Raw genomic sequence first — 19,641 nt, forward strand, 5'->3', positions numbered from 1 at the left:
CCGCCAGTGTCGTGCTTCGTTCATTCACGCACGTGGCCCGACATGGCGTGCACACTCTGCATAACAACAACGGAATCGCCATGACGCTAGCCCGAGCCATCGGCAAATCGGCTGCATGGATCGTCTGCATCGTCGCACTGATCATCGCGGCCGCCGGCATTTTTATCGTCACGTTCGACTGGAACCGCGCGAAACCGTGGGTCAACGAACATGTGAGTACCGCGCTTGGCCGTTCGTTTGCGATCAACGGCGATCTCAAGGTCGGCTGGCGTCGCCCCGACGGCGAGACCGGCTGGCGCGCATGGGTACCCTGGCCGAGCTTCTCGGCCACGCAACTCGAGATCGGCAATCCGGACTGGGCGAAGGGGCCCAGGTTCGTCACGGTCGATGCCGCGCATTTCGATCTCGCCATCCTGCCGCTCCTCGCGCACGAAATCGTCATTCCGTCGATCGATGTCGTCAATCCCGCAGTCGACCTCGAGCGGCTCGCCGACGGACGCAATACGTGGACCTTCCAGTTCAAGCAATCCGCGCAGCCGTCGCCGTGGAAGGTGCGGCTCGACAGCTTCGGGTTCGCGAAGGGCATCGTCACGTATCGCGATGCGATCACGAAGGCCGATCTCACGGTCGCGATCGATACGCTCGGCCAGCCGATTCCGCTCGGCGACGTGCTGAAGGAACAGGAACAGAGGTCGCGTGCGGCATCGGCCCAGCGCGTCGGCAAGCACGGCGCCGCGCAATTGAGCGCGAAGGCGAATGCGGAAGCCGCATCGGGTGCGTCGGCGCCGCAGGCGGCGAGCGGGGCGTCTGCCGTTGCGGCGTCGGGAGTGTCCGGCGCCGCTCCGGCTACTTCGGTTTCCTCTGCATCGACGGCCGCGCCGGCATCCGGCGCGAGCGGTGCGTCAGGTGCATCCGGTGCGTCGGCGGCCGCCGCGCCCGCGAAGCCGTCCGGCCCGACCTATGCGTTCGGGCTCAAGGTCGACGGCCGCTACAAGAACGTGCCGATCAGCGGCACCGGCAAGGTGGGCGGCGTGCTGGCGATCGAGAAGTCGACGCAGCCGTTCCCGCTGCAGGCCGACGTGAAGGCCGGCGACACGCGGCTCGCGATCGTCGGCACGCTGACCGACCCGATGCATCTCGCGGCGCTCGACCTGCGGTTATGGCTGCAGGGCACGTCGATGTCGCACCTCTACCAGATTACCGGCATCACGCTGCCCGACACGCCGCCGTATGCGACCGAAGGGCGGCTGATCGGCAACATCAAGCAGGGCGCCAGCACGTTCCGCTACGAGGACTTCAACGGCCGCGTGGGCGGCAGCGATCTGCGCGGCACGCTCACCTGGGCGCAGCGCGAGCCGCGGCCGAAGCTGTCGGGCGAGCTCGAGTCGAAACTGCTGCAGTTCTCCGACCTCGCGCCGGTGATCGGCGCCGACACGGCCGCGAGCAAGGCGAAGCGCGGCGACACGACGCGCCAGCCGCCGGACCGCGTGCTGCCGGTTTCGAGGTTCCGCACCGAGCGCTGGAGCGCGATCGACGCGGACGTGAAGTTCACCGGCCGCAAGCTGATCAAGAGCCCGCAGCTGCCGATTACCGACCTGTACACGCACGTTCTGCTGCAGGACGGCGTGCTGACGCTCGAGCCGCTGAAGTTCGGCGTCGCGGGCGGCACGCTCGCGACCACCGCGCATCTGGACGGCAGCCGCACGCCGCTCAAGGGCCGCTTCACGCTGTCCGCGCGTCACCTGAGGCTCAAGCAGCTGTTCCCGACGCAGAAGGTGATGCAGACCGCGCTCGGCGAGATCAACGGCGACGCGTCGCTGTCGGCGACCGGCAACTCGCCGGCCGCGCTCGCGGGTACCTCGACCGGCGAAGTGAAGGCGCTCATCACGGATGGCCGCATCAGCCTGCTGCTGATGGAGGCGGCGGGGCTGAACGTCGCGAACGTCGTCTACGAGAAGCTGTTCGGCACCCGCGACGTGAACATCAACTGCGCGGCGATCGACTTCGTCGCGACCGACGGGATGCTCGACCCGAGGGTTTTCGCGCTCGATACGGACGATGCGCTGATCAACGTCGACGGCCCGGTCAACTTGCGCGACGAATCGATCGACCTCAAGATCCACCCGCACACGAAGGGTTTCCGGGTCTTCTCGCTGCGCTCGCCGCTGTATGCGAAGGGCACGTTCAAGAACCCGAAGGTCGGCGTCGACGCGGGCGCGCTCGCGCTGCGCGCCGGCGCGATGGTCGGGCTCGGCCTGATCAACCCGTTCGCGGCGCTGGTTCCGCTGATCGCGCCGAGCAACAACCGCGACGTGCCGTGCGCGGAGCTGTTCGGGCAAATGAAGGAGAAGGCGGCGCAGAAGCGCGCGGCGAAGGAAGGCAAGTAGGGGCCACGAAGGGAGGCGCCGGCGCCGCGCGCGGCGGCCCGGCTGGCGGGGCCGGAACAGTGCGGTCGGCAGTTTCTCCGACACCTGCTAAAATACACGGTTTTCCGTCGATTTCTCTCTTACGGGACCTGCCGTGCTTTCTACTGCCAACATCACGATGCAATTCGGGCCGAAGCCCTTGTTCGAGAATATCTCGGTCAAATTCGGCGAGGGCAACCGCTATGGTCTGATCGGCGCGAACGGCTGCGGCAAGTCGACCTTCATGAAGATCCTGGGCGGCGACCTCGAGCCGAGCGCCGGCAACGTCGCGCTGGAGCCGAACGTGCGCCTGGGCAAGCTGCGCCAGGACCAGTTCGCGTACGAAGACGTGCGCGTGCTCGACGTCGTGATGATGGGCCACACCGAAATGTGGGCCGCGATGACCGAGCGCGACGCGATCTACGCGAACCCGGAAGCCACCGACGACGACTACATGCACGCGGCCGAGCTCGAAGGCAAGTTCGCCGAATACGGCGGCTACGACGCCGAGGCGCGCGCGGGCGCGCTGCTGCTCGGCATCGGCATCGAGGAGAAGTTCCACAACGGCACGATGGCCGACGTCGCGCCGGGCTGGAAGTTGCGCGTGCTGCTCGCGCAGGCGCTGTTCTCGAAGCCGGACGTGCTGCTGCTCGACGAACCGACCAACAACCTGGACATCAACTCGATCCGTTGGCTCGAGCACACGCTCAACGAGTACAACTCGACGATGATCATCATCTCGCACGATCGTCACTTCCTGAACTCGGTGTGCACGCACATGGCCGACATGGACTACGGCACGCTGAAGGTCTGGCCGGGCAACTACGACGACTACATGCTCGCATCGGCGCAGGCGCGCGAGCGCCAGGCCGCGGCGAACGCGCGCGCGAAGGAGCGCGTGGCCGAGCTGCAGGACTTCGTGCGCCGCTTCTCGGCGAACAAGTCGAAGGCCCGCCAGGCAACGAGCCGCGCGAAGCAGATCGACAAGATCAAGATCGAGGAATTCAAGCCGTCGTCGCGTCAGAACCCGTTCATCCGCTTCGAGTTCGAGAAGAAGCTGCACAACGTCGCGGTGGTCGCCGAAGACATCACGAAGAAGTACGAGCGCACGATCTTCCAGAACTTCAACCTGTCGGTGCAGCCGGGCGAGCGCATCGCGATCATCGGCGAGAACGGCGCGGGCAAGACGACGCTGCTGCGTTCGCTGCTCGGCGCGCTGCAGCTCGATCACGGCACGGTGAAGTGGTCGGAGAACGCGAACGTCGGCTACATGCCGCAGGATACGTACGAGGAGTTCCCGAACGACATCACGCTGATGGACTGGATCGACCAGTACCGCAAGGACGGCGACGACGAAACGATGGTGCGCGGCACGCTGGGCCGCCTGCTGTTCTCGTCGGACGACATCAAGAAGTCGGTGAAGGTGCTGTCGGGCGGCGAGAAGGGCCGCATGATCTGGGGCAAGCTGATGCTCGGCCGCCACAACGTGCTGCTGATGGACGAGCCGACCAACCACATGGACATGGAGTCGATCGAGTCGCTGCAGATCGCGCTCGAGCAGTTCGAAGGCACGCTGATCTTCGTGTCGCACGACCGCGAATTCGTGAGCGGGCTGGCGAACCGGATCATCGAAGTGCGCACGGACGGCACGCTGTTCGACTTCGGCGGGAATTACGAGGAGTTCCTGACGAGTCAGGGGCAGGAGTAATTGCCCGGGCGGCCATGCCCGACCTGATGTACCGGAAGCCCGCCAGGCGCAAGCCTGGCGGGTTTTTTCGTATCCGGGCAGATGTTCGCCGTTACCGGATCGGCACGACGGCCATTGAAGGGAAAATGTCAGGTCGGGTGCGGCACCCTCGATGACGATTCGTCGCGGCGGCGCCGTTTCCGGCCGGCAGCCGCCGCGACCGCAACAGGCGCATCACCTCGCGCACCGCCCGCCGCCCGGTGCCGCCGCGTCAATCCGCGAGCCGCTTGTCGGCAAGCGCCTTGCAGCAGTCTTCGTACACCCATTGCACGAGTTTCGCCCGGTAATCGAGATCGTCGGTATCGACGATTTCCTCGACCGCGTCGCGCGCCCACGACGCGTCGACGAAGTCGGCGTGCCGCTTGGCGATGTCCTGCGCCAGCGCGGCCAGCTTCGCGATCGCGAGCCAGTCGGCCTGCCGGTGATGGCGGTCGAGCCAGCGGTGCGCGGCCTGCACCTGGAACGATGCGTCCGGCCAGGTTTCGTTCAGGTAAAACGCGCCGAGATTGCCGCAGGTGAGCCAGCACAGCAGCTCCAGGCGATCTTGCGAGCCGAGGATATGGGATGCGTCGGTCATGGCAGCGCTCACGAAGGCATCGATTCCGGGTGGCGCGGCCTGCAGCGGCCGGCGCCGATACTAAAAACATAGCACGATGCGGGCCACGTCGTGCGGCCTCGTGGCGTGCCGGCGTGGCGCGGATGCCGCAGCCGCGGGCGTCCGGTATTCGGCACCCGCTCGCCGGCGCCCGTGCGGACCGTTCGGCGGCGCTCGCGGTCTGGTCCGACGTCATCGCCGGGCCGCGCCACACTCGTTAGAATGGCCGTTTTCCGGGAGACAGGAAGCGATGAAAATCTACAACCAGTTCTACATCGGCGGTGCATGGCGCAAGCCGGCTGGAACGGGCACGATCGACGTGATCGACTCGGGCACCGAGGCCGTGATCGGCCGGATTCCGGAGGGCACGGCCTCGGACGCGCAGGACGCGATCCGCGCGGCGCGCGCGGCGTTCGACGCGTGGGCCGCGACGCCGGCCGCGACGCGCGCGGGCTACCTGCGCAAGATCGTCGAGCGTCTGCAGGCGCGCAGCGAGGAACTCGCGCAGTCGATCACCGGCGAAGTCGGGATGCCGATCAAGCTGTCGCGTGCGATCCAGGTCGGCGGCCCGATCTACAACTGGAAGGCATACGCGAAACTCGCCGAATCGTTCGAATTCGAGGCGACGGTCGGCAACTCGCTGGTGGTGCGCGAGCCGGTCGGCGTCGTCGCGGCGATCACGCCGTGGAACTACCCGCTCAACCAGGTCACGCTGAAGGTCGCGCCGGCGCTCGCGGCCGGCTGCACGGTCGTCCTGAAGCCATCCGAAGTCGCGCCGCTCAACGCGTTCATGCTCGCGGAGGCGATTCACGAAGCGGGCCTGCCGCCGGGCGTGTTCAACCTCGTATGCGGTTACGGCCCGGTCGTCGGCGAGGTGCTGGCGACCGATCCGGACGTCGACATGGTGTCGTTCACGGGTTCGACGCGCGCCGGCAAGCGCGTGGCCGAACTCGCGGCCGCGGGCGTGAAACGCGTCGCGCTCGAACTGGGCGGCAAGTCGGCGTCGGTGATTCTCGACGATGCCGATTTCGCGACGGCGGTGAAGGGCACGGTCAACGCGTGCTACCTGAACGCGGGCCAGACCTGTTCGGCGCACACGCGGATGCTGGTGCCGGAAGCGCGCTACGACGAGGCGCGCGCGCTCGCGAAGGCGGCGGCCGAAGCGTATGTCGCGGGCGACCCGCGCCAGGAAACGACGCGCCTCGGCGCACTCGCATCGGCCGCGCAGCAGCAGCGCGTGCAGGCCTACATCCAGCGCGGGATCGACGACGGCGCGGAACTCGTGACGGGCGGCACGGGCCTGCCGGAAGGGCTCGCGAAGGGCTTCTTCGTGAAGCCGACGGTGTTCGGCCGCGTCGATCCGAAATCGACGATCGCGCAGGAAGAAATCTTCGGGCCGGTGCTGTCGATCATCACGTATCGCGACGAAGACGAAGCCGTGCGCATCGCGAACGATTCGCCTTATGGGCTCGGCGGCGCGGTGTGGGCGGGCAGCGACGAACGCGCGATGCGCGTCGCGCGCCGCATCCGCACGGGGCAGGTCGACATCAACGGAGGCACGTGGAACAGCGCCGCGCCGTTCGGCGGCTACAAGCAGTCGGGGCACGGCCGCGAGAACGGTGTGTACGGGCTCGAAGAGTATCTCGAATACAAGTCGATGCAGCTCAAGCCGGCGAATCCGGCCTGAGCGTCTCACCCCGCCTGACCCGAAACGGCACGCTCGCGTGCCGTTTTTTTATTGACGGCCGTCAAGATGCGCGTCGGTGGATCGTCGATCATCGCGTTTCCGATTTCCGATGTTTCGACGAGGTTCAGATGACCGCACGCACTTCCTTCCCGCCGCTCACGATTCGCGGCCGCGCGTTGCTGCCCGTGGTGCAGGGCGGCATGGGCGTCGGCATCTCCGCGCACCGCCTCGCGGGCAGCGTCGCGCGCGAAGGCGCGCTCGGCACGATCGCGAGCATCGACCTGCGTCACCACCACGCGGACCTGCTCGCGCGCTGTCGTGCGAATCCCGACCGCGCGACGCTCGAGGCCGCGAACCTCGACGCGCTCGCGCGCGAGATTCGCCTCGCGAAGACCTACGGCGAAGGCCGCGGGATGATTGCGGTCAACGTGATGAAGGCGGTGCGCGCGCATGCGGACTACGTGCGCGTCGCGTGCGACGAAGGCGCGGACGCGATCGTGATGGGCGCGGGCCTGCCGCTCGATCTGCCCGATCTCACGCAGGGACGCGACATCGCGCTGATCCCGATCCTGTCGGACAGCCGCGGGATCGCGCTGGTGCTGAAGAAGTGGATGACGAAGGGGCGCTTGCCGGATGCGATCGTGATCGAGCATCCCGCGCATGCGGGCGGCCACCTCGGGGTCACGCAGATCGACGACATGCACGATGCGCGCTTCGATTTCGCGCGCGTGCTCGACGAGGCCGCGCAGGTGATGGCGTCGCTCGGCCTGGCGCGCGACACGATCCCGCTGATCGTCGCGGGCGGGATCAACAGTCACGACTCGGTGCGTGCGGCGCTCGCGGCCGGCGCGAACGGCGTGCAGGTCGGAACGCCGTTCGCGGTGACGGAGGAAGGTGACGCGCATCCGAACTTCAAGCGCGTACTGGCCGACGCGCTGCCCGACGACATCGTCGAATTCGTCAGCGTGACGGGGCTGCCGGCGCGCGCGGTGAAGACACCGTGGCTCGATCGTTACCTGCGCAACGAAACGCGCATTCGCGACAAGCTCGGCGCGTTCAGGCAGCGCTGCCCGACCGCGCTCGAGTGCCTGAGCGTCCGCGGGCTGCGCGACGGCATCGAAAAGTTCGGCCATTTCTGCATCGACACGCGGCTCGCGGCCGCGTTGCGGGGCGACGTCGCGAACGGCCTGTTCTTCCGCGGCCGCGAAGCGCTGCCGTTCGGCAACGCGATCCGCAGCGTGCGCGATCTGCTCGACCTGCTGCTGACGGGCCGTGCCGCGGCGACTGCGACAAACCGTCCGAGGTTTACGCTGGCTTGACGGATATCAAAACGACGAAAAGACCCTACGAGGAAAATGGAATGCATTCTTCAGGGGTCTTTACCATGCATAAAACGATTCGAACATGTGTCACCGCTGCCGCCGTCGCGGCGAGTCTGGTCACGATGCCCACGCTGTCGCACGCGGCGTCGCCGGGCGACGGGATCAACCAGGGTGACGTACTGGTCCGCCTGCGCGCGATCAGCATCCAGCCGAACGAGCGCGCGAGCGACACGCTCGGCGCGATCAATACCGGCGTGAACAACGCGATCGTGCCGGAACTCGACTTCACCTACATGATCCGCGACTACCTCGGCGTGGAGCTGATCCTCGGCACGTCGCGGCACCAGATGACCTCGAGCCTCGGCAACCTGGGCGGCGTGGGCGTGCTGCCGCCGACGCTGCTGCTGCAGTACCACTTCAACCATGCCGGCAAGGTGCGTCCGTACGTCGGCGCGGGCCTGAACTACACGTACTTCTACAACAACGGGCTCAACGTCGGCGGGGAAGGCGTGTCGATCAACAAGAGCAGCTTCGGTCCGGCGCTGCAGTTCGGCGTCGACGTGCAGTTGACGAAGAAGGTGTTCATGAACGTCGACGTGAAGAAGATCTGGATGAGCACCGATGCGACGCTCGGCGACAAGGGCATCGGCACGCTGCACATCGATCCGCTGATCGTCGGCGTGGGCGTCGGGATGAAGTTCTAACGGTTCGCGGACAAGAACAGAGTTGGGGTTGGCGGCATGGCAGTCGGCATGCCGCTCTTTTTTTGTGCGGCCGGCTTACAGCTTGTCGTACTGGAAGCGCATCGCGGTGCCTTCGCGCGTAATGCGCTCCCACACCGCCCGCTTCTCGTCGTCGCTCAGGAACACCCAGTTCGACACTTCGCCGGCCGTGCGGCCGCAGCCCTTGCAGACTTCGTCGAAGAGGGTCGAGCACACGCCGATGCAGGGGCTGTCGGGCAGGTCGTGGAGATTGGAGGCCATCGGGAGGGTTCGCGCAGTGAAATCGTCAGGGCGTCATTTTAATGCATCGGAACGGGGCGGCCGGCGGACGCCGCTAGCGTGCCGTACGGTCGCGTTGCCGTGACGGTGCGGCCGGTCGGCCGAACGGTTGGACGATGGCCGGATCGCCGTCGGCGACGGCTGGCCCGCCGTGCCGGACAGGGCCGGGCACGGCGCGCGGCGCGTGGCGCGTGTCGCAGCGCGTCGCGATTTCACCGGTGAAACGGCCGCATGCACCGCGCGTCGTGCGGGCCGCTTGTGCTGCATGCGGCACGCGGTTTCGCCACCGCTTTCTTTTCCCGATGGACAGACGCCGATTACCCGATAGAATTCCCCCGGAACGCCCCGCTGCGCGGGCCGCCCGAGCGGCTGGCGGCGGGAATCTGTTCCGTTTGCGCGACACGGGCATGATTTTTTTGTGACGGAGCGCGAATGGTGGTAGCGTTCGGGGTTTTCGAGGGGCGGCGTGCCGGAACGCGCCGCCATGACGAGGCAGACGGCAGCCGGACAAGCGGTCCGGCCGGAGGGAGAACGGGATGAAAGCAAACGTAGTGGGCCGGTTCGCAGCGCTCGCGCTGTGCGTGGGTGCATCGGCGGCGGCGGCGAAGGATACGCAGCTCAATGTCTATAACTGGTCGGACTACATTGCGAAGGACACGATCCCGAACTTCGAGAAGCAGGCGGGCATCAAGGTCCGCTACGACAATTACGACAGCGACGACACGCTGCAGGCGAAGCTGCTGACGGGCAGCTCGGGCTACGACATCGTCGTGCCGACCAGCAACTACGCGGGCAAGCAGATCGCCGCCGGCATCTTCACGCCGCTCGACAAGTCGAAGCTGCCGAACCTCAAGTACCTCGATCCGCAACTGATGGCGCTCGTCGCCGGCGCGGACCCGGGCAACAAGTACTCGGTGCCCTGGGCGTACGGCACGACCGGTCTCGCATACAACCTGACGAAGGCGCAGCAGGCGCTCGGCAAGGTCCCGCTCGACAACTGGGACATCCTGTTCAAGCCGGAAAACATCTCGAAGCTGAAGACCTGCGGCGTGTCGGTGCTCGACGCGCCGGACCAGATGTTCGCGGCGGCGCTGCACTACATCGGCAAGGATCCGATGAGCACGAACCCGGCCGACTACAAGGCCGCGATGGAGGTGCTGAAGAAGATCCGCCCGTACATCACGCAGTTCAACTCGTCGGGCTACATCAACGATCTGGTCGGCGGCGACATCTGCTTCGCGTTCGGCTGGTCGGGCGACGTCGTGATCGCGAAGCATCGCGCGATCGAGGCGAAGAAGCCGTACAAGGTCGAGTACTACATTCCGAAGGGCGGCGCGCCGGTGTGGTTCGACGTGATGGCGATCCCGAAGGACGCGAAGAACAAGGACGCCGCGCTGCAGTGGATCAACTACATCGAGGATCCGAAGGTGCACGCGGCGATCACGAACGCCGTGTACTACCCGAGCGCGAACGCCGAGTCGCGCAAGTACGTGCGGCCCGACGTCGCGAACGACCCGGCCGTCTATCCGCCGGCCGACGTCGTGAAGACGCTGTTCCTGCTCAAGCCGCTGCCGCCTGAAATCCAGCGTCTGCAGACGCGTCTGTGGACCGAGCTGAAATCGGGCCGCTGAAGCGAGCCGGAGTCAGCCAGCAGTCATGAAGCCCCTGGTGTCCCCGGGGGCTTTGTTCGTCAAACGCAGGAGAGAAGCAGCACATCATGAATAGCCAGTCGGGTGCGCCGGTCGCGGGCGCACCGTCCTTCGTTCCTTCGTCCGGCGCCGATACGCGCGCCGAGAATTTTGTCCAGATCGTCGACGTCGTCAAGAAATTCGGCGACACCGAAGTGGTTCGCAACGTGAACCTGACGGTGCGCCAGGGCGAGCTGTTCGCGCTGCTCGGCAGCTCGGGTTCCGGAAAGTCGACGCTGCTGCGCATGCTGGCGGGCCTCGAGACGGTCACGTCGGGCAAGATCCTGATCGACGGCGAGGACCTCGCACAGATGCCGCCGTACAAGCGGCCCGTGAACATGATGTTCCAGTCGTATGCGCTGTTCCCGCACATGTCGGTCGAATCGAACGTCGCCTACGGCCTGAAGCAGGAAGGCACGCCGAAGGCGGAGCTGAAGGAGCGCGTCGCCGCGGCGCTCGAGCTCGTGCAGATGAGCAAGTACGCGAAGCGCAAGCCGCACCAGCTGTCGGGCGGCCAGCAGCAGCGCGTCGCGCTCGCGCGTTCGCTCGTCAAGCGCCCGAAGGTGCTGCTGCTCGACGAGCCGATGTCGGCGCTCGACAAGCAGATCCGCCAGCGCACGCAGATCGAGCTCGTCAACATCCTGAACAAGGTCGGCGTCACCTGCATCATGGTCACGCACGACCAGGAAGAGGCGATGACGATGGCGAACCGGCTCGCCGTGATGAGCGAAGGGCAGATCGTGCAGATCGGCTCGCCGAACGAAGTCTACGAATATCCGAACAGCCGCTTCTCGGCCGAGTTCATCGGCTCGACCAACCTGTTCGAAGGCGTCACCGTCGAGGACGAACCCGATTACGTGTACATCGAATCGCCGGAGCTGCCGAGCCGGCTGTACGTGAGCCACGGGATCACGGGCCCGCTCGGGATGCCGGTCACGGTGTCGGTGCGCCCCGAGCGGATCGCGCTCACCCGCAAGCCGCCCGAAGGCGCGTTCAACTGGGCGCACGGGAAGATCACCAACGTCGCGTACATGGGCGGCTACTCGCTGTATCACGTGAAGCTCGACGCGGGCAAGACGGTGATCGCGAACGTGTCGAGCCTCGCGATTTCCGAGCTCGAGACGCCGGCGCTCGGCGACGAGATCTACGTGCGCTGGAGCGCGACGGCCGGCGTGGTGCTGACGTCATGAGCACGCTCAAGTCCCTGCTCGCATGGCCCGTGCGACGCTTCAACCTGACCGGCGGCTCGGCGGTCGTCGCGGGGCCGTACACGTGGCTCGTGCTGTTCTTCCTGGTGCCGTTCGTGCTGGTCGTGAAGATCAGCTTCGCGGAGCTGCAGCTCGGCATCCCGCCGTATACGGAACTCGCGTCGTATGCGGACGGCGTGGTGCACATCGCGCTGAACCTGTCGCACTACGCGTTCCTGCTCACCGACAGCCTGTATTTCGCGACCTACGTGAATTCGGTGGTGGTCGCGGCGATCACGACGCTGCTGTGCCTGCTGATCGGTTATCCGATGGCGTACTACATCGCGCGTTCGAACCCGGCGACCCGCAACCTGCTGATGATGGGCGTGATGCTGCCGTTCTGGACGTCGTTCCTGATCCGCGTGTACGCGTGGATCGGGATCCTGAAGAACAACGGGCTCCTGAACAACTTCCTGATGTGGATCGGCCTGACCCATACGCCGATCGAGCTGTACCGCACGAACTACGCGGTGTACATCGGGATGGTGTATTCGTACCTGCCGTTCCTCGTGATGCCGCTGTACGCGCATCTCGTGAAGATGGACCTGCGCCTGCTCGAAGCCGCGTACGATCTCGGTGCGAAGCCGTGGAAGGCGTTCGTGCAGATCACGCTGCCGCTGTCGAAGAACGGGATCATCGCGGGCTGCCTGCTGGTGTTCATTCCGGCGGTCGGCGAGTACGTGATTCCGGAACTGCTCGGCGGCGCGAACACGCTGATGATCGGCCGCGTGATGTGGAACGAGTTCTTCAACAACGCAGACTGGCCGATGGCGTCGGCCGTGACCTGTGCGATGGTGCTGCTGCTGCTCGTGCCGATGGCGATGTTCCAGCACTTCCAGGCGAAGGAGCAGGAGGGCCGCCGTCGATGAAGCCGAATCGTTACCTGCAGTTCGCGGCGCTGTTCGCCGGCTTCGCGTTCCTGTACATCCCGATCATCAGCCTGATCGTCTATTCGTTCAACGAGTCGAAGCTCGTCACCGTGTGGTCGGGCTTCTCGTTCCGCTGGTACTCGACGCTCGCGGAGGACGACGAGCTGCTGACGGCCGCGTGGCTGTCGTTGAAGATCGGCGTGCTGACCGCGTTCGCGTCGGTGTTCATCGGCACGTGGGCCGGCTTCGTGCTCGCGCGGATGGGGCGCTTTCGCGGCTTTGCGCTGTTCAGCGGGATGATCAACGCGCCGCTGGTGATCCCCGAGGTGATCCAGGGGATCTCGCTACTGCTGCTGTTCATCGAGCTCGCGAAGTGGATCGGCTGGCCCGCCGAGCGCGGCGTGTTCACGATCTGGCTGGGCCACGTGATGCTGTGCATCTCGTACGTCGCGATCATCGTGCAGTCGCGCGTGCGCGAGTTGAACCCGTCGCTCGAGGAAGCGGCGCTCGATCTCGGCGCGACGCCGCTGAAGGTGTTCTTCACGATCACGCTGCCGTTGATCTCGCAGGCGCTGATCGCGGGCTGGCTGCTGTCGTTCACGCTGTCGATCGACGACCTCGTGCTGTCGGCGTTCCTGTCGGGCCCCGGCTCGACGACGCTGCCGCTCGTCGTGTTCTCGCGCGTGCGCCTCGGCCTGAACCCGGAGATGAATGCGCTCGCGACGCTGTTCATCGTCGCGGTGACGGCGGGCGTCGTGATCGCTAACTTCGTGATGCTGCGCCAGGAACGCAAGCGGATGGCCGCGTTCGCGACCTGACGTGCTCACGCGCTCGCGCACGGGTTGCCGACGCAACGAATAACGCCCGGTGCCGACGACGAGTCGGCCCGGGCGTTTTGTTTGGCATGCGAGCCGCGTGCGGCTTATGCGCCGAACGCCGCCTTCGCGAGCAACCCGAGCGCCACGCACACGAGCACGGCAGCGAAGCCGGCCTGCACGTGCCGCGCGGACAGGTGCCGGGACGCGCTGCGGCCGATCGCCATCCCGATTGCCGTCGCGACCGTGAACCACAGCGTCATGTCGAGCGGCGCGCGCGTGCCCGACACGAGCGTCGCGAACACGCCGCCGGTGCCGACCAGCGCGATCACCATCAGCGACGTCGCGACCACGCCGTGCATCGACACGTTCGTGAACTTGCGCAGCATCGGCACGATCACGAAACCGCCGCCGACACCGAGCAAGCCCGTCATCAGCCCCGTCACCGCGCCGGTCGACGCGAGCGCGAGCCCGACCGGCCACGACCAGACGAGCCGGCCCGTGTCGGGATTCACGCGGCCGACGCACAGCGGCGACGCGTCCGCGTCGCCGGGCGCATGACGCAGCGCCTGCCGCAGCAGGCGGCCCGCGACGACCAGCATCGTCAGCGCGAACAGCGCCAGCAGCACGCGTTGCGGCAGCACGTGCGCGAGCTTGACGCCGAGCGTCGTGAGCGGCACGCCGGCGACGGCCATCAGCAACGCCGCGCGATAGCGCACGAGCCCGCGGCGAAACCCTTCGAGCGCGCCGAGCGCGGCGCTGCCCGCGACCGCGACGAGCGCGACGGGCGTGGCCTGCTGCATCGGCCAGCCCATCCCGACGACGAGCGCGGGCACCGCGAGAATGCCGCCGCCCGCGCCGGTGAGGCCGAGCACGGCGCCGACGAGACTGCCGAGTACGAGGGAAATCAGCATGGTGTCATCGGATTCCGGTCAACGTGCGATCGCGGGCTTCGCGAGCCATTCGCGGCCCTTGAGCATCGCCTTCCAGTAGAGCGGCGGCAGCACGCGCTCCTTGAGCAGCCACGCGAGCCGCGACGGGCGCCGGCCGTCGATCAGCCACGCGGGGAAGGTCGGCGCGACCTTGCCGCCGTACAGGAATTCCGCGAGCACGATCTTGCCGCGCTCGACGGTGAGCGGGCACGAGCCGTAGCCGTCGTACGCGGCGTCGCCGCGCGCGCGGCCCAGCGACGCGAGCACGTTGTGCGCGACCACGGGCGCCTGCTTGCGGGCCGCGGCGGCGGTTTTCGCATTGGTCGTGTTGGTGACGTCGCCGAGCGCGAAGATGTCCGCGAACTGCTTGTGCCGCAGCGTCGTCGGATCGACGTCGATCCAGCCGGCCGCGTCGGCGAGCGGGCTCGCGCGCACGAAATCGGGCGCCTTCTGCGGCGGCACGACGTGGATCATGTCGAACGGGCGCTCGACGGTTTCCGTGCCGCCGTCGGGCAGCGCGCGCTTGAACGTCGCGCGCCGCGCCTGCCCGTCGATCGCGACGAGGTTGTGGCCGAACGACAGCGCGATGTCGTAGCGTTTCACGTACTCCATCAGCGCGGGCACGTAGTCGGCGACCCCGAACAGCGCGCCGCCCGCGTTCAGGAACTCGACGTTCGCGGCACCGAGGCGGCCCGCGCGCCGCCAGTGATCGCACGACAGGTACATCGCCTTTTGCGGGGCGCCCGCGCACTTGATCGGCATCGGCGGCTGCGTGAACAGCGCATTGCCGCCGCGGAACGCCTGCACCAGTTCCCACGTGTGCGGCGCGAGATCGTAGCGATAGTTCGACGTGACGCCGTTGCGGCCGAGCGTTTGAGCGAGGCCGTCGATCGCGTGCCAGTCGAGCTTGAGGCCCGGGCACACGACCAGCTTGAGGTAGCCGATGCGCCGGCAGCCGTCGAGCACCACCGTGTGCGTGTCGGGCTCGAAGCCGGCGACGGCGGCCCGGATCCATTTCACGCCGCGCGGCAGCAGGTCGACGATCGGGCGCGCGGTCGTGTCGGGCCGGAACACGCCCGCGCCGACCATCGTCCAGCCCGGCTGGTAGTAGTGCGTATCGGCCGGGTCGATCACCGCGATATCGAGCGATGCGTCGCGTGCCAGCAGGCTCGACGCGACCGCGACGCCGGCCGCACCCGCGCCGACGATCACGATGTCGTGCCGCGCGTCCACGGCCGGCGCGGCCTGGCGGCCGTCTTGCGCGAGATCTCGCATGAGACGCGGTGCGAGCGCGCCGAGGTCGTAGCCGGCCGTGGCGGCGATCGCGACGATGTCGCCGGCAGGACGCCGGCCTGCCTGCGACAGCGCCCACAGCGTCGCCGAACGCGTGCCGCTGCGGCAGTACGCGAGTACCGGGCCGGCGAGCGACGCGACGAGCGTGCCGAACTGCGCGGCCTGGTCGTCGGTGACCTTGCCGGTGTCGACGGGCAGGTAGTGCACGGCGATGCCGAGCGGCGCGGCGGCGGCGCGGATCTCGGCGACGGTCGGCTGGTCGGCGCCTTCGCCGTCCGGGCGGTTGCAGACGATCGTGCGGATGCCGGCCGCGTGCAGTGCGGGCAGGTCGGTCGCGGCGATCTGGGGCGAGACCGACAGCAGGTCGGTCAGCGGGCGGATGGTCATGTCGGGATTCTCCGGTCGGGGCGGCGGCTCAGATCGCGTCGAGCGGGATCTTCAGGTAGCGCACGCCATTGTTTTCGGGCTCGGGCAGGTGGCCGGCCCGCATGTTGACCTGCACCGACGGCAGCATCAGCACGGGCATGTCGAGCGTCGCGTCGCGCGCGGTGCGCATGGCGACGAAATCGTCCTCGGTCACGCCGTCCTTCACGTGCACGTTCGCGCGACGCTGTTCGGCCACCGTCGTCACGAATTGCACGTCGCGGCCGCCCGGCTGGTAGTCGTGGCACAGATACAGGCGCGTGTCGGGCGGCAGGGCGAGCACGCGCGCGATCGAACGGTACAGCGTGCGCGCGTCGCCGCCCGGGAAGTCGCAGCGGGCGGTGCCGTAGTCGGGCATGAACAGCGTGTCGCCGACGAACGCCGCGCGCTGCGTCGCGTCGTCGACGCAGTAGGTCAGGCACGCGGGCGTATGGCCCGGCGTGTGCAGCGCGCGGATCGTCAGCGCGCCGAGCGCGAGCGTGTCGCCGTCGTCGAGCAGGCGGTCGAACTGGCGGCCGTCCTGCGCGAAGCCGGGGCCGGCATTGAACAGCGTGCCGAATACGTGCTGCACGCGGCGCACGTGCGAGCCGATCGCGATCTGTCCGCCGACATGCGCCTTCAGGTACGGCGCGGCCGACAGATGGTCGGCATGCACGTGCGTTTCCAGCAGCCAGTGGACGGTCGCGCCGAGTTCGGCGACGCGCGCGATCAGCCGGTCGGCGCTGGCGGTGTGCGTGCGGCCGGATTTCGGGTCGTAGTCGAGCACGCTGTCGATCAGCGCGCATGCGCGGCTTTCGGTGTCGAGCAGCAGATAGCTGACGGTGTGGGTCGCCGGGTCGAAAAAGCCTTCGACCGACAGCTGGGGGGCATGGCTCACGGGATGTCCTCGATCGGGTTCTGCGTCTGCAATCGGGCATCCCATGTTCAAGAAGCGTGCCAATTCGCGCCGCGCTGCCGGATGATGTGGCAGGTGATTGATTCGGTTCGGATTTTTGGCGGGGCCGCGGTGTGTCGCGGGCACCGGCGACGGGGTGCCGTCGATGACGACTGCCATATCTGGCAGTGTCGTGGCAGAATTGGCAGCCCACTTGGCAGTCCGTCCGCCCATCCGTTTCCGAGCCTCCCGATGAATCCGCACGACACCATTCCGATCGTTCCCGCGCCGTCGCGCGACGTCATGCCCGACGTGCGCGCGCTCGTCGCGTATCTGGAACAGGATCCGCAGCCGATGATCGTCGTCGATCCCGACTACCGCATCCTCGCCGCGAACGATGCGTATCGGCGCCAGTTCGGCGTGGCGGGCGTCGAGCACGTCGGCCGGCACTGCTTCCAGGTTTCGCATCATTACGACGTGCCGTGCGACCAGGCGGGCGAGCATTGCCCGATGAAGCAGGCGCGCGAGTCGCGCAGCCTGAACCGCGTGCTGCACATTCACCATACGCCGCGCGGCCCCGAGCACGTCGACGTGGAGTTGCGGCCGATCTTCGATGCGCGCGGCGACGTGATCGCCTACGTCGAGCGGCTGACGACGGTGCGCAGCGCGTCGGCGCAGCCGAGCGCGGAAGGGCTCGTCGGCGGCGCCGACGCGTTCAATGCGGCGCTCGGCGCGCTGCAGCGCGTCGCGCCGTCGATGCTGCCCGTGCTGCTGCTCGGCGAATCGGGTACCGGCAAGGAACTGTTCGCGCGGGCGCTGCACGAGGCGAGCGAGCGTGCGATGGGGCCGTTCGTGGTGGTCGACTGTTCGGGCATCGCCGAGACGCTGTTCGAGAGCGAACTGTTCGGCTACGAGAAGGGCGCGTTTACCGGCGCGAACCAGCGCAAGCCGGGCCTCGTCGAGACCGCGCAGGGCGGCACGCTGTTTCTCGACGAGATCGGCGACGTGCCGCTGCCGATGCAGGTGAAGCTGCTGCGGCTGATCGAGTCGGGGACGTTCCGGCGCGTCGGCGGCGTCGAGGCGCTGCGCGCGGATTTCCGGCTCGTCGCGGCGACCCACAAGCCGCTGCGCGAGATGATCGACGACGGCCGGTTCCGCCAGGACCTGTACTACCGGATCAACGCGTTCCCGATTCCGCTGCCTGCGCTGCGCGAGCGGCGTGGCGACGTCGCGCTGCTGGCCGAGTCGATCCTGCGGCGCATCGCGAACGCGCGCGCCGGCACGGGCGACGCGAGCGCGCGGCCGTTCGCGGCCCGGCCGTTCGTGCTGACCGAGCGCGCGCGCGCGTGCCTCGACGCGTATGCATGGCCGGGCAACATCCGCGAGCTGCGCAACGTGCTCGAGCGCGCGTGCCTGTTCGCGGACGACGGCACGATTCGCGTCGAGCATCTGCCGGCCGAGCTGGTCGCGGCGTCGGCGACGCCACCGGCGCGTGCGGCGGACGCGCGCGGCGTGTCGGACGCGGAGCTCGTGCGGCTTGCGGGCACGTTCGACGGTACGCGCAAGCAACTGGCCGAGCACGTCGGGATGAGCGAGCGCACGCTGTACCGGCGGATGAAGGCGCTCGGGCTCGGGGTGCGCGACCGGTGAGCGAAGGTGGCGGGCGGCGCGCGCAACGGTCACGCGCCGCCTGGCCGTCATGCGCTCAACGCGCCGGCGCAAGCTGCGCCATCGCCTCGCGCATGAAGCCGAGCAGCGTGTCGTCGACCCATGAGTCGTTCGTCAGCGCCGGCTCGGTCATCATCGCGATGCGGAATTTCGCGTGCGTGGCCGGGTCGTCGCCCGCGTAGCTGCGGAACAGGTCGAGCCAGCGTTGCGCGAGCGCGCGGCCTTCCGGCGAATCGGGCTGCGCGCCCGCATCGATCGCGTCGCGCACGTCGCCCATCAGTTGCGGCCATTCCATCGAGCGTTCACCGAAGTGCGCCCGCATGAAGCGGATCTCGTCCGGCGCGAGATACTTCTCGAAGATCCGCATCTTCGTTTCCGCGGACGCGCGCAGCACATAGTCGCGCAGCACGGTCGAGATGCCGAGTTTCGACTGCATCGACGGTTCGCGCTCGTGCATCAGGTTGAGCTTCGCCAGCAGCCGCGGATCGTTGTTCGTGTCGCGCACGAGCAACGCCATCCAGCGGCCGGCAAGCGCGCGAGCGCGCTCGTCCTCCGGCGGCACGCCCGCGTCGTGCAGCGCACGCACGTCGGCGACGAGCGCCGTCCATTCCGCATCGCCGGCCTGGCTCTTGCGATACATCGGCAGGCGCGCGAGTTCTTCCTCGGAAAAGTATTTGTCGTACACGGTCATCAACTCCAGTGTGGTGAGCCAATCGGCCAGCTCCGGCTCCGTGCCCGCGGCGAGCTGCGCGTGCAGGTGCACGAGCCGCTCGCGCAGCTGCGCGGTCTGCGCGAGCTGGTGGTCGAGCGACGCAATCTGCCTCGCGACGAGCGCGACGAGCGGGGTGCCGGGCCGGTTCAGGTAGTCGCCGATTTCGGCGAGCGACAGTCCGAAGCGACGCAGGGCCTGGATCTGGTGGAGCCGGGCGATGTCGTCGCGGTCGTACAGCCGGTAGCCGTTGTCGGCACGCGCCGAAGGCGTCAGGAGACCGATCGCGTGATAGTGATGAAGCGTGCGGACGGTCAGGCCGCTGCGTTTCGCCAGTTCTCCCACTTTCAGCCGCATGATGTCCTC

At 67.6% G+C, this 19,641-nt stretch carries 16 protein-coding genes; 10 read left to right on the forward strand and 6 right to left on the reverse strand.

Features of this window, described 5'->3' with window-relative positions; genetic code table 11:
* Nucleotides 1–80: 80 nt before the first annotated feature.
* Both U5A56_RS34325 and U5A56_RS34330 read left to right on the forward strand, forming a co-directional pair.
* Nucleotides 81–2,387: an AsmA family protein gene (locus tag U5A56_RS34325; RefSeq protein WP_044848911.1), complete on the forward strand. Its 2,307-nt coding sequence runs from the start codon at nt 81–83 to the stop codon at nt 2,385–2,387.
* A gap of 133 nt (nt 2,388–2,520) precedes the next feature.
* Complete coding sequence (locus U5A56_RS34330) at nt 2,521–4,113, forward strand: ABC-F family ATPase (protein WP_044848912.1); 1,593 nt, start codon at nt 2,521–2,523, stop codon at nt 4,111–4,113.
* A 250-nt stretch (nt 4,114–4,363) separates the two neighbouring features.
* Here the strand turns inward: U5A56_RS34330 and U5A56_RS34335 are convergent, their stop codons facing one another.
* Complete coding sequence (locus U5A56_RS34335; protein ID WP_044848913.1) at nt 4,364–4,729, reverse strand: hypothetical protein; 366 nt, start codon at nt 4,727–4,729, stop codon at nt 4,364–4,366.
* A 268-nt stretch (nt 4,730–4,997) separates the two neighbouring features.
* On the opposite strand from U5A56_RS34335, the gene U5A56_RS34340 reads away from it, so the two are divergent.
* From U5A56_RS34340 to U5A56_RS34350, 3 genes are all read left to right on the forward strand, one after another.
* Nucleotides 4,998–6,434: an aldehyde dehydrogenase family protein gene (locus U5A56_RS34340; RefSeq protein ID WP_321926986.1), complete on the forward strand. Its 1,437-nt coding sequence runs from the start codon at nt 4,998–5,000 to the stop codon at nt 6,432–6,434.
* Between the two features lie 128 nt (nt 6,435–6,562).
* On the forward strand, nt 6,563–7,753 hold the full coding sequence (locus tag U5A56_RS34345; protein WP_321926988.1) for a nitronate monooxygenase family protein: 1,191 nt from the start codon (nt 6,563–6,565) through the stop codon (nt 7,751–7,753).
* Between the two features lie 65 nt (nt 7,754–7,818).
* On the forward strand, nt 7,819–8,460 hold the full coding sequence (locus U5A56_RS34350) for an OmpW/AlkL family protein (protein ID WP_044848916.1): 642 nt from the start codon (nt 7,819–7,821) through the stop codon (nt 8,458–8,460).
* Between the two features lie 75 nt (nt 8,461–8,535).
* On the opposite strand, the gene U5A56_RS34355 is transcribed toward U5A56_RS34350, so the two are convergent.
* Nucleotides 8,536–8,739: a DUF1289 domain-containing protein gene (locus U5A56_RS34355; RefSeq protein WP_027784516.1), complete on the reverse strand. Its 204-nt coding sequence runs from the start codon at nt 8,737–8,739 to the stop codon at nt 8,536–8,538.
* A 554-nt stretch (nt 8,740–9,293) separates the two neighbouring features.
* Here U5A56_RS34355 and U5A56_RS34360 point away from each other — a divergent pair.
* From U5A56_RS34360 to U5A56_RS34375, 4 genes are all read left to right on the forward strand, one after another.
* The gene (locus tag U5A56_RS34360) at nt 9,294–10,388 is read left to right on the forward strand and encodes a polyamine ABC transporter substrate-binding protein (protein WP_124485422.1); all 1,095 of its coding nucleotides are present in this window, start codon (nt 9,294–9,296) and stop codon (nt 10,386–10,388) included.
* Between the two features lie 86 nt (nt 10,389–10,474).
* A complete protein-coding gene (locus tag U5A56_RS34365) occupies nt 10,475–11,635 on the forward strand; it encodes an ABC transporter ATP-binding protein (protein ID WP_321926991.1) in 1,161 nt (386 codons plus the stop codon).
* Complete coding sequence (locus U5A56_RS34370; RefSeq protein WP_044848264.1) at nt 11,632–12,561, forward strand: ABC transporter permease subunit; 930 nt, start codon at nt 11,632–11,634, stop codon at nt 12,559–12,561. Before U5A56_RS34365 ends, U5A56_RS34370 begins: the two co-directional genes overlap by 4 nt.
* Nucleotides 12,558–13,379 carry an ABC transporter permease subunit gene (locus U5A56_RS34375; protein ID WP_321926993.1) on the forward strand — a complete coding sequence of 274 codons (822 nt, stop codon included), beginning with the start codon at nt 12,558–12,560 and terminating at the stop codon, nt 13,377–13,379. Before U5A56_RS34370 ends, U5A56_RS34375 begins: the two co-directional genes overlap by 4 nt.
* Before the next feature lie 104 nt (nt 13,380–13,483).
* Here the strand turns inward: U5A56_RS34375 and U5A56_RS34380 are convergent, their stop codons facing one another.
* Genes U5A56_RS34380 through U5A56_RS34390 form a run of 3 tightly spaced genes read right to left on the reverse strand, consistent with a single transcriptional unit; the run spans nt 13,484 to nt 16,901 of the window.
* On the reverse strand, nt 13,484–14,290 hold the full coding sequence (locus U5A56_RS34380) for a sulfite exporter TauE/SafE family protein (RefSeq protein ID WP_044848262.1): 807 nt from the start codon (nt 14,288–14,290) through the stop codon (nt 13,484–13,486).
* 18 nt (nt 14,291–14,308) lie between these two features.
* Nucleotides 14,309–15,988, reverse strand: a complete 1,680-nt coding sequence (locus tag U5A56_RS34385; RefSeq protein ID WP_321926995.1) for a TIGR01244 family sulfur transferase — start codon at nt 15,986–15,988, stop codon at nt 14,309–14,311.
* 28 nt (nt 15,989–16,016) lie between these two features.
* Entirely contained in the window at nt 16,017–16,901 is an 885-nt protein-coding gene (locus U5A56_RS34390; RefSeq protein ID WP_044848260.1) for an MBL fold metallo-hydrolase, read from the reverse strand.
* Between the two features lie 249 nt (nt 16,902–17,150).
* On the opposite strand from U5A56_RS34390, the gene U5A56_RS34395 reads away from it, so the two are divergent.
* On the forward strand, nt 17,151–18,548 hold the full coding sequence (locus U5A56_RS34395) for a sigma-54 interaction domain-containing protein (RefSeq protein WP_321926997.1): 1,398 nt from the start codon (nt 17,151–17,153) through the stop codon (nt 18,546–18,548).
* Nucleotides 18,549–18,603: 55 nt separating this feature from the next.
* Here U5A56_RS34395 and U5A56_RS34400 read toward each other — a convergent pair whose 3' ends face one another.
* Nucleotides 18,604–19,632 (reverse strand): MerR family transcriptional regulator, encoded by a 1,029-nt coding sequence (locus tag U5A56_RS34400; protein WP_321926999.1) that lies wholly within the window; start codon nt 19,630–19,632, stop codon nt 18,604–18,606.
* Between the last annotated feature and the right edge of the window lie 9 nt (nt 19,633–19,641).

The organism is Burkholderia sp. BCC1998 (assembly GCF_905339875.1).
In the GTDB taxonomy this organism is placed as follows: domain Bacteria; phylum Pseudomonadota; class Gammaproteobacteria; order Burkholderiales; family Burkholderiaceae; genus Burkholderia.

Bases quoted from the DNA above. Each gene is read 5' to 3' on its own strand.
- U5A56_RS34360 (WP_124485422.1), top strand. From the start codon at position 9,294: ATGAAAGCAAACGTAGTGGGCCGGTTCGCAGCGCTCGCGCTGTGCGTG.
- U5A56_RS34385 (WP_321926995.1), bottom strand. From the start codon at position 15,988: ATGACCATCCGCCCGCTGACCGACCTGCTGTCGGTCTCGCCCCAGATC.
- U5A56_RS34370 (WP_044848264.1), top strand. From the start codon at position 11,632: ATGAGCACGCTCAAGTCCCTGCTCGCATGGCCCGTGCGACGCTTCAAC.
- U5A56_RS34375 (WP_321926993.1), top strand. From the start codon at position 12,558: ATGAAGCCGAATCGTTACCTGCAGTTCGCGGCGCTGTTCGCCGGCTTC.
- U5A56_RS34365 (WP_321926991.1), top strand. From the start codon at position 10,475: ATGAATAGCCAGTCGGGTGCGCCGGTCGCGGGCGCACCGTCCTTCGTT.
- U5A56_RS34400 (WP_321926999.1), bottom strand. From the start codon at position 19,632: ATGCGGCTGAAAGTGGGAGAACTGGCGAAACGCAGCGGCCTGACCGTC.
- U5A56_RS34325 (WP_044848911.1), top strand. From the start codon at position 81: ATGACGCTAGCCCGAGCCATCGGCAAATCGGCTGCATGGATCGTCTGC.
- U5A56_RS34335 (WP_044848913.1), bottom strand. From the start codon at position 4,729: ATGACCGACGCATCCCATATCCTCGGCTCGCAAGATCGCCTGGAGCTG.
- U5A56_RS34345 (WP_321926988.1), top strand. From the start codon at position 6,563: ATGACCGCACGCACTTCCTTCCCGCCGCTCACGATTCGCGGCCGCGCG.
- U5A56_RS34350 (WP_044848916.1), top strand. From the start codon at position 7,819: ATGCATAAAACGATTCGAACATGTGTCACCGCTGCCGCCGTCGCGGCG.
- U5A56_RS34355 (WP_027784516.1), bottom strand. From the start codon at position 8,739: ATGGCCTCCAATCTCCACGACCTGCCCGACAGCCCCTGCATCGGCGTG.
- U5A56_RS34395 (WP_321926997.1), top strand. From the start codon at position 17,151: ATGAATCCGCACGACACCATTCCGATCGTTCCCGCGCCGTCGCGCGAC.
- U5A56_RS34380 (WP_044848262.1), bottom strand. From the start codon at position 14,290: ATGCTGATTTCCCTCGTACTCGGCAGTCTCGTCGGCGCCGTGCTCGGC.
- U5A56_RS34340 (WP_321926986.1), top strand. From the start codon at position 4,998: ATGAAAATCTACAACCAGTTCTACATCGGCGGTGCATGGCGCAAGCCG.